The sequence below is a fragment of the Roseobacter fucihabitans genome (genome assembly GCF_014337925.2).
GTDB classification, from domain to species: domain Bacteria; phylum Pseudomonadota; class Alphaproteobacteria; order Rhodobacterales; family Rhodobacteraceae; genus Roseobacter; species Roseobacter fucihabitans.
Genome location: NZ_CP143423.1, coordinates 3655947 through 3670112 on the forward strand (window position 1 = coordinate 3655947; position 14166 = coordinate 3670112).

At 58.5% G+C, this 14166-nt stretch carries 14 protein-coding genes and 1 tRNA gene; 3 read left to right on the forward strand and 12 right to left on the reverse strand.

Translation table 11 applies throughout. The features are described 5' to 3' along the window. Positions 1-39: 39 nt before the first annotated feature. The 8 genes from ROLI_RS17995 to hemE all read right to left on the reverse strand — a co-directional run bounded on the left by ROLI_RS17995 (position 40) and on the right by hemE (position 7354). A complete protein-coding gene (locus tag ROLI_RS17995) occupies positions 40-498 on the reverse strand; it encodes a DUF309 domain-containing protein (RefSeq protein WP_187430555.1) in 459 nt (152 codons plus the stop codon). Beyond that, on the reverse strand, positions 485-1303 hold the full coding sequence (locus tag ROLI_RS18000; protein ID WP_187430556.1) for an alpha/beta fold hydrolase: 819 nt from the start codon (positions 1301-1303) through the stop codon (positions 485-487). The genes ROLI_RS17995 and ROLI_RS18000 overlap by 14 nt, the downstream gene beginning before the upstream one ends. Continuing rightward, a complete protein-coding gene (locus tag ROLI_RS18005; RefSeq protein WP_187430557.1) occupies positions 1303-2844 on the reverse strand; it encodes a benzoate-CoA ligase family protein in 1542 nt (513 codons plus the stop codon). The genes ROLI_RS18000 and ROLI_RS18005 overlap by 1 nt, the downstream gene beginning before the upstream one ends. Positions 2845-2965: 121 nt before the next feature. Beyond that, positions 2966-4285: a TRAP transporter large permease gene (locus tag ROLI_RS18010; RefSeq protein WP_187430558.1), complete on the reverse strand. Its 1320-nt coding sequence runs from the start codon at positions 4283-4285 to the stop codon at positions 2966-2968. A 10-nt stretch (positions 4286-4295) separates the two neighbouring features. Next, complete coding sequence (locus ROLI_RS18015) at positions 4296-4868, reverse strand: TRAP transporter small permease (protein WP_187430559.1); 573 nt, start codon at positions 4866-4868, stop codon at positions 4296-4298. 75 nt (positions 4869-4943) lie between these two features. After that, positions 4944-5984, reverse strand: coding sequence for a TRAP transporter substrate-binding protein (locus ROLI_RS18020; RefSeq protein ID WP_187430560.1), 1041 nt, complete (start codon positions 5982-5984; stop codon positions 4944-4946). 207 nt (positions 5985-6191) lie between these two features. Then, a tRNA-Met gene (locus tag ROLI_RS18025) sits at positions 6192-6268 on the reverse strand. Between the two features lie 54 nt (positions 6269-6322). Beyond that, positions 6323-7354 (reverse strand): uroporphyrinogen decarboxylase, encoded by a 1032-nt coding sequence (gene hemE, locus ROLI_RS18030; protein ID WP_187430561.1) that lies wholly within the window; start codon positions 7352-7354, stop codon positions 6323-6325. Between the two features lie 102 nt (positions 7355-7456). Between hemE and hemC the strand changes: the two genes are divergently transcribed. Next, positions 7457-8407, forward strand: a complete 951-nt coding sequence (gene hemC / locus ROLI_RS18035) for a hydroxymethylbilane synthase (RefSeq protein ID WP_187430562.1) — start codon at positions 7457-7459, stop codon at positions 8405-8407. Positions 8408-8439: 32 nt separating this feature from the next. Here hemC and hemF read toward each other — a convergent pair whose 3' ends face one another. The 4 genes from hemF to clpS all read right to left on the reverse strand — a co-directional run bounded on the left by hemF (position 8440) and on the right by clpS (position 11689). Next, positions 8440-9333 (reverse strand): oxygen-dependent coproporphyrinogen oxidase, encoded by an 894-nt coding sequence (gene hemF, locus ROLI_RS18040; protein WP_187430563.1) that lies wholly within the window; start codon positions 9331-9333, stop codon positions 8440-8442. A gap of 178 nt (positions 9334-9511) precedes the next feature. Continuing rightward, positions 9512-10312, reverse strand: a complete 801-nt coding sequence (locus tag ROLI_RS18045; protein ID WP_187430564.1) for an SDR family NAD(P)-dependent oxidoreductase — start codon at positions 10310-10312, stop codon at positions 9512-9514. Between the two features lie 23 nt (positions 10313-10335). After that, complete coding sequence (locus tag ROLI_RS18050; RefSeq protein WP_187430565.1) at positions 10336-11343, reverse strand: class I SAM-dependent methyltransferase; 1008 nt, start codon at positions 11341-11343, stop codon at positions 10336-10338. 4 nt (positions 11344-11347) lie between these two features. Then, positions 11348-11689 carry an ATP-dependent Clp protease adapter ClpS gene (gene clpS, locus ROLI_RS18055; protein ID WP_187430566.1) on the reverse strand — a complete coding sequence of 114 codons (342 nt, stop codon included), beginning with the start codon at positions 11687-11689 and terminating at the stop codon, positions 11348-11350. Positions 11690-11777: 88 nt separating this feature from the next. Here clpS and ROLI_RS18060 point away from each other — a divergent pair, with 88 nt between their 5' ends. Beyond that, the gene (locus ROLI_RS18060) at positions 11778-12485 is read left to right on the forward strand and encodes an HAD family hydrolase (RefSeq protein WP_187430567.1); all 708 of its coding nucleotides are present in this window, start codon (positions 11778-11780) and stop codon (positions 12483-12485) included. 220 nt (positions 12486-12705) lie between these two features. Next, entirely contained in the window at positions 12706-14166 is a 1461-nt protein-coding gene (locus tag ROLI_RS18065) for a D-alanyl-D-alanine carboxypeptidase family protein (RefSeq protein WP_187430568.1), read from the forward strand.

The following is a 14166-nucleotide window of genomic DNA, read 5'->3' on the forward strand; positions in this document are numbered from 1 at the left end:
TCTAACATAAAAAATCGCAAATTCACAGCTTATAACGCACTATAATGCAAAAAATCCTTCATCGCGTGTAACATTTAGTCGCATCAGCACGTCGTTGACACCAAGACCCAGGACAGCCCCTCGTCCCTCACATCGGGCCAGATGGCCGCTGACCATGTCACATAAGCGCCGCGCAGCACGTGGTTTTCCCATCCGAAGTTTTAATCTGGCATTCGCCAATTGGATCAGCGCCTGTACCATGTCGCGCTCGCAACTGGGATCAGCCGTTTGCATCCAGACCGCCTCCAGAACCTCGTGGCATTCCCAAAAATACCCGGCGTCCAGATAGGCCAGACCCGTCGTAAAGGCCGATGTATGATGCAGATCAGCGGCAGGCATATCCGCCGTGACGCTCGCCTTAATCCCGTCAAACCGATCCTCAGCATGGCGCGCGGTAACCCCCGGCACATAGGCAAAGGGCGGCCAGATGATATTTGAGGGCGCATCAGGCCAGGGCAATTGTCGCTTGCTCCAACCTGATCAACCTGGCGCAGAACTCTGTGATCGCCTGCGCCGTGGCACCGCGATGCTCCAGATGCGGTGCATGGCCACACCCCTCCAGAACCAGCGTTTCCAGCGGGGAATAAATGCGTGCCTCGATTTCGTCGATCTGCGCCAGCGTGCCATAGGGGTCGCTGCGACCCTGAATGGCCAGGACCGGAATACGAAGGTGATCAATCGCATCCGCCACATTCCAGTTTCCAAACGCGGGCGATGTCCAGACGTCATGCCAGCCGTAAAACACATCATCAACGTGATCATGATACCGCGCCAGTTTCGCGCGCAAATCGCCCGACCGAAAATCATCCCCCGCTTGTCGAATGGCGGCAAGACCCGCCGGTTCCACAAAGAAATGCGGCGCGATCAGGATCAACCCGCGCACCCGCATGTCACTTACAGATCCCGCATAGATACAGGCAATGCTGGCGCCGTCCGAATGGCCCAACAAGATGACATCGCCCAGACCAGCCGCGTTCAATACCTTGCAAAGGACATCTTCGGCCTCGCGGGTCATGTAATCGGTCGCATAGGGTGCGTTACCGGCCTCGGAGGCGCCATATCCGCGGCGCGAATATACAAAGACGCCCAGGCCCGTTGCCTCGGATAACTGCTGCGGCACATCCCGCCAGAGCGCGACGCAGCCCAACCCCTCATGCAGCATCACAAGGGTCGGTGCCTTTCCAGGTGGTGGACCATAGCAGGCGACCTCCAACCCGACCCCATCCACGGTAATTTTCTGACCTGGCTGCGCATGCCACCGCATCACTCAACCCCTTCGCGCAATTTGAATCGCTGAATTTTACCCGTCGCGGTTTTGGGCAAATCCGAAACGGTCTCGATCCAGCGCGGGTATTTCCACTTCCCGATCCGGGCTTTGACATGCGCGATCAATGCCGCCTCCATATCCATCGGAGGGTCCCCTTCCAGCACGATATAGGCTTTGGGCTTTTCCAATCCCTGCGCATCACGCGCAGCCACCACCGCCGCCTCGAGCACGCAGGGGTGGCTGGCCAGCGCTTGTTCCACCTCAAAGGGCGAAACCCAGATGCCGGACACTTTGAACATGTCATCCGTGCGCCCGCAGTAGACATATCGCCCATCCGCCCGGCGTTCGTATTTATCCCCGGTGCGCGTCCAGACGCCTTCAAACGTCGCGCGGGATTTGTCGCGCTGGTTCCAATAACCCGATGCCGCTGATGCGCCGTTCACCAACATCTCGCCGATTTCATTGTCGCCAACCTCCTTGCCCGCCTCATTGACAAGACGCACACCATAGCCCGGCACCGGCGTCCCAGAGGTGCCATACTCAAAGTCATCCGCCCGGTTGCTCAGGAATATATGCAGCATTTCAGTCGAGCCGACACCGTCCAGAATGGGCACGCCGGTATGGGTCTGCCAGCGTTTACCCACATCCTTGGGCAACGCTTCCCCCGCAGAAATACACCCGCGCAATGGGGCAGCGGGCAAACCGCTCCGGTCCATCTCCGCCACCATCGCGGCAAAAAGCGTCGGGACACCGCAAAACACAGTTGGTTTTTCCAGATCGAGCGTTTCGATCATGGCGGCGGGCGTTGGCCGCCCCGCAAAAAGAACTGTGGTGGCCCCAACCGCCAGCGGAAATGTCATCGCATTCCCCAGCCCGTAGGCAAAAAAGAGTTTGGCAGCGGAAAAAACCGTGTCCTCCTCGGTCAGTCTCAACACATGCGCGCCGTAGGTATCAGCCGTGGCCTTCAGGCTGGAATGGACATGCTGGACGCCTTTGGGCTGCCCGGTGGAACCCGATGAATAGAGCCAGAAAGCGATTTGATCCGCGCTTGCGGGATGGGTTATTTGCGGCGGTGCCCCATCGATGAAAGCGTCATAGTTTGGCCAGGCGTTGTCGGGATTTTCCCCGATGATCACAACCTGGCGCAGATAGGGGTTATCATCCAGGGCAGGGGCCACGGCGGCATAGAGCGGCGCGGAGACGAAGAGGATACTGGCGCGGCTGTCCCTCAGGATCGCGTCATAGACCGGGGTCGCCAGCAGCGTGTTGATCGGAACCGGGATGACACCGCATTTCAGCGCACCAAAGAAAATTTGCGGCCACTCGATGGTGTCCAGCACCAGCATGGCGGCGCGTTCTTCCGCGCGCACATCGGCACGCAGGAGAGCACCGGCAATGGTATCCGCACCCGTCTTCAATTGCTGAAAGGTCAGGTGCCGTCCGGTTCCCGCCTCGCGGTAGGCGATCTTTTCGCCGCGCCCTTCGATCAGATGGCGATCAACGAAAAAACTCGCTGCATTTTCGGTAGTGCTGGTCACGACGCCCTCCCACAGAACTCCACAGGAATGTGACGCCAAAGTTGGCGCGCGGCAAGATGCCGCGTCCCGAACCGCTGTATCGTGAATGATTCCTCCCCCCCGTTTCGTGGATGGCGCGTTGCTAGGCTGGCAATAAAAACAAGGTGATGGCCGGGAACATGACCAGAATAATCACGCGAATGATATCCGAGCCGACGAAGAACATGACCGCCTTATAGGTCTCACTCATCGGCGTTTCACGGTCCATTGCGTTGATGATGAAGAGGTTCATGCCCACGGGCGGCGTGATCAATCCGACCTCCACCACAATCAGTACGAGGATGCCGAACCAGATCGCCACATGTTCCGGGGACATGCCGAAATCCATCGCCGAGATGACAGGGAAGAAGATCGGCACCGTCAGCAAGATCATTGAGAGACTGTCCATCAGGCAGCCAAAAATGAGGTAAAATACAAGGATGATCGACAGGACAAACCACGGGCTATAGCCTTGCGCGAGCACCCAATCGGCCATGTATTGCGGCACACCAGAGAGCGCGAGGAAGCTGTTGTAGAACCCTGCCCCGAGCACGATGAAGAAGATCATCGCCGTGGTGCGGGCGGTGCCGAACAGGCTGTCGCGGAACACGCTCCAATTGAGGCTCCCCGATAGGAGCGCCACCAGCCCGGTTCCGGCAGCGCCGATGGCGGAGCCTTCGGTCGGTGTGAACCACCCCAGATAGATGCCGCCAACCACGAGGCCAAAGATCATGAGGACGGGCCAAGTCTTGCCCAAAGCGGCCCAGCGTTCGGACATCGGTTGCGGAGGCCGGGTCCCGGCAGATTTCGGATAGAGGCGCACATAGATCGAGATCGTCAGCATGTAGCCCACCGCGGCGAGGATGCCCGGTATGAAGGCCGCCAGAAACAGTTTGGCGATGTTCTGTTCGGTCAGGATCGCATAGATCACCAGGATCACGGAGGGCGGGATCAGGATGCCCAAGGTGCCGCCCGCAGCCAGCGTCGCGGTGGAAAATCCACCCGAATACCCGTAGCGGCGCAGTTCCGGCAGAGCGACTTTGGACATGGTCGCGGCCGTTGCAAGCGATGATCCGCAAATCGCACCGAACCCCGCGCAGGCCCCCACGGAGGCCATGGCAACGCCACCCCGGCGATGACCGAGGAAGCTTTCCGCCGCCTTGAAAAGTGCGGTGGACATGCCCGAGAGGGTCGCAAATTGCCCCATCAGCAGGAACATCGGAATAATGGAGAGCGAATAGCTTGAGAATTGCGAATAGGTCTCTGATTTCAACTTGTTGAGCAGGACATTGGGATTGCCGCCCATCGCAAAATACCATCCCGCAAAGCCACAGAGCAGCATCGAAAGCCCGATCGGCGCGCGCATGAACACCATGATCAACAGGACCGGGAAGGACCAGAAACCAAGTTCGAGGTTGCTCACATCCAGACCCTCATGCCGTCGGTAACAGGGCGCGCCCCGAGAGGCTTTCACCCACCCGCATCACCGCGCAGTAAAGCGCAACGATGCAGATCACCACAGAGGCTACGAAGCTGGCGGAATAAGACCACCACACCGGGAATTGCAGGAAAAATGTCGTCTCGCCATTGCCGATATAACGCTGCATCCCCTCATAGAGACGCCAGCTGATCAGGATCAACGCAGCGGTCAGCACGACCTCCCAAAAGGCGACGATACCGCGGTTCAGGCGTGCGGGCAGCCTGGAGGTGAAGATATCCACCGTGGCGTGGGCGCCATATAGTTGGCAGATCGGAAAGAACGAGAAGATCGCAAAAGCCACACCCGCTTCGAGCAGCTCATAGCTGCCCTGAACCTCGCCGATCCCCAGATCCAGCAGCCATTGTGACGGGCCCGCGATCCACTGCGCGGCAAGATCCGAATGCAGCAGCTTGTTCAGCGACCGCCCGATGATGGACAGGGTCATGAGCAGAATAAGAGCCACCAGCACCAGACCGCCCATGATCGCCGTGGCCTGGGCCAGAGTTCTTATCGCGCGGTGGATCATGAGCGTTCCGTTTCAGATGTGAAAAAGCCCGAGGCAAGTAGAGGCTTGCAACGGGCTTTTCCGGTTTCGATCAAATTACTCGGTGTATTTTTCGATCAGCATACGGGCCTCATCGATCAGCGCCTGACCATCAATGCCCTTTTCATCCATTTCAGCCACCCATTCCGCATAGATCGGCTCAGCAACGGCTTTCCATTCGGCGGTTTCTTCGGCGTTCAACGTCACGATGTTGTTGCCACGATCCGCCGCGGCCTGCCGCGCAGGACCGTCACTATCGGCTTGCGTACCCCCCGCAAAGACCGAGAATTCAACGCCGGAATTATCGTCGATCACCTTTTTCAGATCATCGGGCAGGCTCTCATAACGGTCCTTGTTCATCGCCAGAACAAAGGTCAGCACATAAAGCGCGTTACCGGTGAATTCGGTGTGGTTCTCGACCAATTCGGGGATTTTCAATGCGGCGGTGACCTCCCATGGGATCGTCGTGCCATCAATCACCCCTTTGGATAGCCCCTCAGGCACCGCCGGAACCGGCATGCCGACGGGCGTCGCCCCCACTTTTTCCAACAAAGCGTTGGCCAGACGCGAGCCGCCACGGATTTTCAGCCCCTCCATGTCGGAGGGTTTGCGGATTTCCTTATTGGCGTGGATCAGACCGGGACCATGCACCCATGTCCCCAGAATATGAACGTCCTTGAATTCGGTGTCTTTCATGTGGGTTTCGAACATTTCCCAATAGGCGCGTGAGACCGCACGGGCATTCGTCATCATGAAGGGCAGTTCGAACACTTCGGTCGACGGATAGCGACCCGGTGTATAGCCGACGACAGTCCAGACGATATCCGCAATGCCATCAATGGCCTGATCCATCAGCTCCGGGGGCTTGCCGCCAAGCTGCATCGAGGGGTAACGCTCGACTTTGATACGCCCGCCGCTGTCCTCCTCAACGCTGTCGGCCCAGACATCCAGCACCAGCTTTGGCACATTCGCCTGCGGTGGCAGGAACTGGTGCAGGCGCAATGTGACCTCTTGGGCCATGGCGGGGGCTGCACCAAATCCGAACGCAAGCGCTGCACCCGCAGCCATGCCCAGAAATGATTTCCGTGAAATACTCATAGTAATTCTCCCATTGATCCCGGTCAGGCCTGTTCGATCTATGGCCGATGACTCGTCTTCCCTGACAAATTGCTATTGCAGATGCAGCGCGATGTCACCCGTGTTTGTCACCATCACGAAAGGTCTTGATCGCATGAGGCCCCTGGATCGGGAAAAGATACGCGCGCCGGGGCCCGCCAGCAATCACGTTAGCAATCAAAGAATGGATGGTGGCGTTACCTGGACTTGAACCAGGGACCTAACGATTATGAGTCGTTCGCTCTAACCAACTGAGCTATAACGCCATCGGAGCGTGGGTTAAGCCAGCCCCGCTGTGCCGTCAAGCCAGAAAGCGCGAATTACCCCCGCACCGCGTCAATCATCCGCTGCACATTGTCGGGATCCGCATCCGGCGTGATGCCATGACCCAGATTGAAAATATGCGGCCCCTTGGAAAAGGCCTTTACGATGGCGCGCGTTTCATCCACCAGCGCCTGCCCGCCCGTAACCATATGGCTGCTGGCCAGGTTGCCTTGCACGCAGCCGTCCACTTGCACATTTGCCGCCGCCCAATCGGCGCTGACCGAATTGTCCAATGCGACACAATCCACGCCCGTGGCCGATGCGAACCCGATGTAATTGTCGCCCGCTTCCCGTGGGAAACCGATGATCGGGATGTGCGGATAACGCACTTTCAACGCAGCCGTGATTTCACGCGCCGGTTCCAGCGCGTATTTCTGGAACGCATCGCCCTTGAGCGACCCTGCCCAGCTGTCGAAAATCTTGATAACCTCGGCGCCCGCATCAATCTGCGCGGCAAGGTATTCAATCGTTCCGGCGGTGATCCGCGCCAGCAACGCCTCAAAGAGCGCATTATTCTCTTCGCGCAGTGCATGGGCCGGGCCCTGATCCGGCGTGCCACGCCCGGCGATCATATAGGTGGCCACGGTCCAGGGCGCACCAGCGAAACCAATCAATGTGGTCTCGGAGGGCAATTCACGGCGCAAAATGCGCACGGTTTCATAAATCGGGTTCAGTGTCTCATGAATGTCCGCGACGGGTCCCAGCTTGTCGAAATCCGCTTGGCTTTGGATCGTCGACAACCGCGGCCCCTCGCCCGTGACAAACCACAGATCCGCCCCAAGCGCCTGCGGGAGCAGCAAGATATCTGCAAACAGAATCGCCGCGTCAAACCCATAGCGCCGGATCGGTTGCAATGTGACCTCGGCCGCAAGTTCAGGATTGTAACACAGTGACAGGAAATCCCCGGCCTGCGCACGGGTCGCTTTATATTCGGGCAAATAGCGCCCCGCCTGGCGCATCATCCAGATCGGTGGGGTATCAAGGGTCTCGCCCGCAAGGGCGCGCAGGATTGTTTTTGTCGGGGCCATGTCTGTCCTCATTTTCACGTTTGCCTTTGGTCGGGCGCGGGGCAGCGGTTGTCAAGACACTGACGGGTTGTCAGCATAAATTGACGCGCATAAAGATAGGCCATGACAGTAAAACTCCCCACCCCCGACTCGCCGCTGAACATCGGCACCCGTGGCTCGCCTTTGGCGCTCGCACAGGCTTATGAAACCCGTACACGGCTCTCGCAGGCCTTTGATATTGCAGAGGATTGTTTCTCGATCGTGATCATCAAGGTCACCGGGGACGCCATTCAGGACCGCCCGCTCAAAGAGATCGGCGGCAAGGGGCTTTTCACCCGCGAGATCGAAGAAGACCTGCTGTCAGGAAAAATTGACATCGCCGTGCATTCCATGAAGGACATGCCGACGCTACAACCGGAGGGGTTGATCCTGGACACCTACCTGCCGCGTGAGGACGTGCGGGATGCCTTTGTGTCTCCACACCTCAAGAGCATCGAGGCTCTGGCACAGGGCGCAGTGGTCGGCACCTCCAGCCTGCGGCGCAAAGCGCAATTGCTGAACCGCCGCCCCGACCTGCAAGTGGTTGAATTTCGTGGCAATGTTCAGACCCGCTTGAAAAAGCTGAGCGCAGGGGTTGCCGAGTGTACATTCCTTGCCGCCGCAGGATTGAACCGGCTGGGCATGGACAACGTCCCTGCGACCCCGATTGACCCCGGCGAAATGCTGCCTGCCGTGGCGCAGGGCGCGATTGGTATTGAGCGTCGGATGGATGATGACAACACCGCCGAAATGCTCATGGCGATCCATCATGTGGAAACCGGCCAGCGGCTGGCGGCGGAGCGCAACTTCCTGCTCACGCTGGATGGGTCCTGTGAAACGCCGATTGCGGGGCTGGCACAGCTTGAAAATGGGACCCTGACGCTGCGCGGCGAAGTTCTGCGTCCGGATGGGTCGCAAGCGATCAGCGGTGTGCGGCAGGGGCCGATCGCGCAGGGGGCCGTGATGGGCAAAGACCTCGCGGAGGAATTACTGTCCCGCGCCGGATCCGGGTTCTTTGACTGGCACAGCGCGTAAAAATCCGCGCGCCGTGTCATAGGATCGCGCGCTTAGACCCATTTCGCCAGCGGTGGCAGGCTCATCAACACGGCGTTGGCGTCATGCCCCGTTTCAAGGCCAAATTTTGTCCCGCGATCATAGACCAGGTTATATTCCGCATAGAGACCGCGGTGCACGAGCTGCGCGTCTTTATCCGCCTCTGACCAGTCCTGTGTGCGCCGTTTGCGTACCAACGGCACATAGGCGGGCAAAAACGCCCGACCAATATCCTGCGTCAGCTTGAAATCCGTATTCCAATCCCCGGTGCAATGATCATCCATGAAAATGCCACCCACACCGCGCGCGCGGTTGCGGTGCGGGATGTAGAAATACTCATCCGCCCACTCCTTGAGACGCGGGTAGAAATCCGCGCCATGCGGGTCGAGATGTTGTTTCTGGGTCGCATGGAAATGCGCCGTGTCTTCGCCGTATTCGATGCAGGGGTTCAAATCCGACCCGCCCCCGAACCACCAGGCATGCGGTGTCCAGAACATGCGGGTGTTCATGTGGACCGCAGGCGCATGCGGGTTTTGCATATGCGCCACAAGGCTGATGCCGGACGCCCAGAAGCGCGGATCATCCTTCATGCCTGGGATGCCCTTGCGCGCGGCCATCGCCATTTGCGCCCGTTCCCCGAGCGTGCCGTAAACGGTGGAAATATTGACACCGACCTTTTCGAAAACGCGCCCCCCCCGCATCACGCTCATCAAGCCGCCGCCGGCATCCGAGCCATCATCGCTGCTGCGCTGGGTCTCGGAGACGTCAAACGTTCCGGGTGCGGCAGCCGACAGCGGGCCACTGGCGTGATCCTGCTCCAGCGCTTCAAAGGCTGCGACGATATCATCGCGCAGAGTACGGAACCACGCAGAAGCCGCGGTTTTTTCGGTATCAAAATCTTCGGTCATGCATCTTCCAGTGTGTCACGTTGTCCTGACACAATGTCTAGACCACAAACCGATGGGACGGAAAGACCGAAAAAATCAATGCGGTTTCGCAAACACCATAATCACCTGAGGCTCTCAGACACCACAGGTTTCAACGGATCAGACACTCGTTTCCGTTTCAGATCATCCGAAAATGGCCCTAATGCGCCGGGGCCGCCACCGCATCCAGCAGGCTGCGACCCCCATCCACCGTGATGATTTCACCGGTCATGAAGCCGGAACTGTCTGCTGCCAGAAACTGAACGGCATCGGCAATTTCGCTGGGTCCGGCGATGCGCCCAAGGGGGGTATGGCTTCGGATGTCTTCGCGCCAGTCGCCATTGTCCGCGACGGAAGACTGCAATGACGCGCTCATCACCGAGCCAAACGCCACGGCGTTGACGCGAATACGTTCCGGGGCGAGCGCAAGGGCCATGGAGCGCGTCATCTGATCCAGCGCAGCCGCCGCAATGGAGTAGCCCATAAGTTCCGGGCGGGTCTGACGCGCCGCAATGGAGCTTAGGTTGATGATCGATCCCAGCGGACCTTCCGGTTGATCAACTCCCTGTTTCATCATCCGCTTGGCCACCTGCTGCGTCAGATGCAGCGACGTCATCAGGTTCTGCTCCAACAACACCGCGACCGACGTATCCTCCACATTCAGCGCATCCGTCGGCATGACCTGACGGGAGGCATTCACCAGAATATCAACCCGCTCGAAGGCGTCGATTGTCGCGGAGACCAGATTGGCGATCGTCAGACGTTGCCTCAGATCACCCGCGAAATAGCGTAGGCTGCTGTCATCTGATTGATCGCCCCATTCCTCGGAGAGCTTCCTTTCGTCCATGTCCGCGCACATGACATTGGCGCCACGATCCGCAAACTGGCGCGCAATCGCAAGGCCGATGCCGTTCGCCGCACCGGTGATGATCGCAGTCTTGCCGCTTATTGAAAAAGACATTGCATTCCCCTTGTCGCCCAAGCCTACCTTAGACCAGCGGACGCCCTTTTGCGAAGCGGTCTGCTCGCATGCAGCAGTTTGAAGCGGCGATCCGTGCCGATCTCCTCAACCCTTGCGAAAAGCGTGGCCAATGTCGCCTCATAAGGCAGATGCCGGTTGGCCACCATCCACAGATGCCCCTGCGCATGCAGCATTTGCGACGCTGCCTGCATGAACGCCTGCCCCAGACCGGGATCAGCGGCGCGGGATGTATGGAAGGGCGGGTTCATGACCACCGCATCCATTTTCTCCGCGGGCCGCCAATTGGTTGCATCTGCCCAATGAAACTGCGCGCGCGGGTCCGTGACATTGCGCCGCGCACATTCCAGCGCCATATGACCCGCTTCGACAAGATGAACCTCTTCGATCTGCGCGCGCGTCAGCACATGGGCCGATAAAAACCCCCAGCCTGCACCCAGATCCGCGACTTTTTTGCCCAGCTTCTCGGGTAATACCTGCGCCAGCAGGTCAGAGGCCGGATCGACCGCATCCGCCGAAAACACGCCAGGTGCCGTCCAGAACCCACCTGGCGTCAGCGCAGGCCCGGCGTCCCAATCCGAAAAATCCACCGGGTCCGCCCGCTCGATCCAGAACAATTTTCCATGCGCCTTGGAAATCGGGCCGACAACCGCACAGCGTTTGCGCATTTCGCGCAGGATACTGTCCACGCCCTCAGTTTTCATACCGTCGATCACGACCGGCCCGTCCACGGATTTCAGCGCATTTGCGATCAAAGCGCGCGCTTCCCCCTTGGCACGGGGCAGCGCAATGATGGCCGCGGCGTATCGCTCCTGCACAGCCACGGCGCAGGCATACCCCCGCGCAACCCAGGCGTCATGATCCGGCTTGAAGCCTTGGATGATCTGCGCACGTTCTTTCGGCACACCGGACAGCGCCGCGTTCACAGCGGGTTGAAAAACAGCGATCCGCCCTGTGTCCGGCCACACCAAACCGCCCCCATCAAGGGCCAACGACAATCGGGAATCGATCACGCGCTTATTCTTCTTTTTCCATGGTGCATTGCAGCGGGTGCTGATGACGGCGCGCAAAATCCATCACCTGCGCCACTTTCGTCTCGGCGATTTCATGGCTGAACACGCCTACGACGGCCACGCCTTTTTTGTGAACGGTCAGCATGATTTCAAAGGCCTGTGCGTGGTTGAGGCCGAAGAACCGTTCCAGCACATGCACCACGAACTCCATCGGCGTGAAGTCGTCATTGAGCAGCAAGACCTTGTAAAGCGGGGGCCGCTTGGTCTTGGGCTTGGTCGCCGTCAAAAGCGAGGAGTCACCCTCGTCATCGGATTGATCTGACATGATGATCGCGTCGCGGTGCATTTCTGCTCCTGATCTGCTTTTCGGTCGTGGTGAGTCGTTCAGCGCTCTATATAACGTGATTGGAAATTTAGAAAAGGGGGAGCCCCCAATGGCCCGCAAGCTGAGCGCGATCGGTTTTGATGCTGATGACACTCTATGGCACAATGAACGGCTCTTCCAGATGACACAGTCCTATTTTGCCGAACTTCTGGCGGATTATACGGATCGGGAAACCTTGATGGAACGTTTGCTGGCGGCTGAGCGGCGCAATCTTGGCCACTACGGCTTCGGGGTCAAGGGCTTCACCCTGTCGATGATCGAAACCGCAATTGAAGTGACGCAAGGCAAGGTCGCCGCATCGGTGATCGAGCGCTTGCTGGAGGCAGGGCGCGACATGTTGCGCCATCCGGTCGAGCTTTTGCCCCATGCACGCGATGCAGTGCAGTTTGCTCGCCAGGAACATGTCATCATCCTGATTACCAAGGGTGATTTACTGGACCAAGAACGCAAATTGGCACAGTCCGGGCTTGGCGATCTGTTTCATGGTATCGAAATCGTGTCGGATAAGACACCGCAGCAGTATTCAGAGATATTCGCGCATCACGCGACGGGTGTCGCACAGGGCCTGATGATCGGGAATTCGCTGCGATCCGATGTATTCCCGATGATCGAGGCGGGTGGCAGAGGTGTATTTGTCCCCCACGGTCATGAGTGGGCTTTGGAGCATGCAGCACCGCCGACAGATCATCCGCGCTACCACGCGCTGGCCGATTTGAGCGGATTTGCAACACTTATCAGAAAAATCGAACACGGTTGAGAGCGTCATAGGCGGCTGTGAGGTGCCATATTCCTGCCGTAATCGCCCATGCGGTTGGCAGGTCACGAAATGCCCCAACATATGGTTTTCGCTTCATGGAACGTTAACGCAAATGCCTTAAATCAAAGGCTTTATCGGAATCGAAAGCTGTGTTAGCCTCTCCACATAAAATAGTCAGCCGAACAATCGGCGACATGAGGCAGAAAAAAGGCAGGTTATCATGAAGGTTCGGCGCAAAATGCCGGTCCGTTACGGGCTATTTATATTTGCAGCTTTTTGGTTGTTGGTGATCGTTCCGTTGAGTGCGTCGGCAGCACCCTACGCGGCTTACGTGATGGATGCGAGGTCCGGCAAGGTTCTGCACTCGCGCAATGCTGACACGCGACTGCATCCTGCTTCCTTGACAAAGATGATGACGCTTTACATCGCTTTCCAGGCGATCGAACGTGGTGAAATCACGCTTGATACTAAGGTAAAGATATCGCGCCATGCCGCGTCCGAACCCCCCTCAAAGCTCGGTCTGAAATCCGGGCAACGCATTGCCTTTCGGTATTTGATCCGGGCATCTGCCGTGAAATCGGCAAATGACGCCGCAACCGCTATAGGCGAAGCGCTGGAGGGTTCAGAGGCCGCCTTTGCCCGGCGTATGACGCGCACGGCCAAAGCGTTGGGAATGTCTCGTACAACGTTCAAGAATGCCCATGGCCTCACAGAGTCGGGGCATTTATCTACCGCACGTGACATGTCGATCCTGGGCCGACATATGCTTTACGACTATCCGCAGTATTACAACCTGTTCTCGCGTCGTTCGACGGATGCTGGCGTGCGGAACGTGGCAAATACGAACCGCCGCCTGCTGGCCGCATATCGAGGCGCTGACGGCATCAAGACCGGATACACACGGGCGGCCGGTTTCAACCTCGTGGCCTCCGCAGAACGGGGAAATGAACGCATCATCGCCACGGTTTTTGGTGGTACCTCGACAAGTGCGCGCAATGCGCGGGTCGCTGAACTGCTCGACATGGGATTCAAGCGCGCACCGTCACGCGTCGCCCTGCAAAAGCCGCGCAAACCCGCCTATACGCCGGGGAGCGGTTCCGGAGAGATCGTCGTCGCAAACAGCCCGCCGCGTAAAAGTCTCCGCCCTCGCCTTCGGCCAGTTGCAGATGCCGGTACTGTGCTCGCCTCTCTGGAAACACAAGCCGCAGTGACGAACTCCGCCGCACTGGCGAGCACCAGCGGTGTCCTGTCGAGCGATATAACAAATGCGCTGATCGTTGCGCAGGAAACACCGGCACAATCCCCAGAGCCACCAGCCGTTGCAGTGCCAGCCAACGCAGCGAGCACCATACGTCCCGTGGTCCGACCGGCTGATCTTGTATCCTCCCCCGCATCCGAGACGCTTCCAGCGACCGAAGTCGTAACCCGGCTTTCGACGTCGGGCGGACATCAGTGGGGGGTGAATATTGGCCGGTTTCCCAGCCGCTACAAAGCCGAGCGTGCGCTTGTTACCACGGCATTGGCTGAAATGTCGACCTTGGATGGGTCCCTGCGAAAAGTTGTGAAAAAAACGTCTGGCTTTGACGCCAATTTCTTGGGGATGACCCGGGATAGTGCAGATCTGGCTTGCCGGCGTCTGGCAGCACGCAACATCGGGTGCCTGATGGTAGGCCCATCCTAA

Excerpts from the sequence above, each read along its gene's own strand:
- hemF (WP_187430563.1), bottom strand. The coding sequence starts at position 9,333 with ATGACCGAAGATTTTGATACCGAAAAAACCGCGGCTTCTGCGTGGTTC.
- ROLI_RS18000 (WP_187430556.1), bottom strand. The coding sequence starts at position 1,303 with ATGCGGTGGCATGCGCAGCCAGGTCAGAAAATTACCGTGGATGGGGTC.
- ROLI_RS18015 (WP_187430559.1), bottom strand. The coding sequence starts at position 4,868 with ATGATCCACCGCGCGATAAGAACTCTGGCCCAGGCCACGGCGATCATG.
- ROLI_RS18065 (WP_187430568.1), top strand. The coding sequence starts at position 12,706 with ATGAAGGTTCGGCGCAAAATGCCGGTCCGTTACGGGCTATTTATATTT.
- ROLI_RS18060 (WP_187430567.1), top strand. The coding sequence starts at position 11,778 with ATGGCCCGCAAGCTGAGCGCGATCGGTTTTGATGCTGATGACACTCTA.
- ROLI_RS18045 (WP_187430564.1), bottom strand. The coding sequence starts at position 10,312 with ATGTCTTTTTCAATAAGCGGCAAGACTGCGATCATCACCGGTGCGGCG.
- clpS (WP_187430566.1), bottom strand. The coding sequence starts at position 11,689 with ATGCACCGCGACGCGATCATCATGTCAGATCAATCCGATGACGAGGGT.
- hemE (WP_187430561.1), bottom strand. The coding sequence starts at position 7,354 with ATGGCCCCGACAAAAACAATCCTGCGCGCCCTTGCGGGCGAGACCCTT.
- hemC (WP_187430562.1), top strand. The coding sequence starts at position 7,457 with ATGACAGTAAAACTCCCCACCCCCGACTCGCCGCTGAACATCGGCACC.
- ROLI_RS18020 (WP_187430560.1), bottom strand. The coding sequence starts at position 5,984 with ATGAGTATTTCACGGAAATCATTTCTGGGCATGGCTGCGGGTGCAGCG.